The organism is Streptomyces sp. NPDC127092 (genome assembly GCF_042722475.1).
Classification (GTDB): domain Bacteria; phylum Actinomycetota; class Actinomycetes; order Streptomycetales; family Streptomycetaceae; genus Streptomyces.
The window spans coordinates 1-600 of sequence record NZ_JBHXFE010000372.1; the positions used below are offsets into that span (position 1 = coordinate 1).

Annotated in this window: 1 protein-coding gene; it reads left to right on the forward strand. The window is 77.7% G+C overall.

What is annotated here, in order from left to right:
- On the forward strand, nucleotides 1-600 hold a 600-nt coding region (locus ACFWJO_RS40530; RefSeq protein ID WP_386873385.1), incomplete at both ends, for an FAD/NAD(P)-binding protein.

The window sequence follows — 600 nt, forward strand, 5'->3', positions numbered from 1 at the left end:
GGACGTCGTCGCGGGGCTGCGCGCCCGCCCCGAGGTCGTCGAGGTCGTCGAGCACCGCGCGGAGGCCACCGCCCTGCACCCCCGGCCCGACGGCGGCGCCCGCCTGGAGCTGCGGGACGCCGACGGTGCGGTCTCCGCGCTCGACGCGGACGCCGTCGTGCTCTGCCTGGGCCATCAGCCGGCGGAGCTCAGCCCCGGCCAGAACCGGATGGCCGCCGCCGCGCGGGGCAGGGACGAGCTGCACTACCAGGGCCCGCAGATCCCCTCGGACGTGGACTGGGAGACCGTGGAGGCCGGGGCGGACGTCCTCGTGCGGGGCATGGGCCTGAACGCGTTCGACCTGCTGGCCCAGCTCACCCAGGGCCGGGGCGGGGTGTACCGCCGCACCGGCGACGGACCCGGCCGGGCCCTGCGGTACGAGCCGTCGGGGGACGAGCCGCGCCTGCACCTGATGTCCCGCCGCGGCATCCCGTACCTGCCCAAGGCCGAGGTGGACGCCTTCGTGCCCCGCGGCGTCACCCTCAGCTACCTCTCCGACGCCGCCGTGGACGCCCTCGCCGCCCGGCACGGGGCCCTGGACCTCGCCGAGCACCTCTGGCC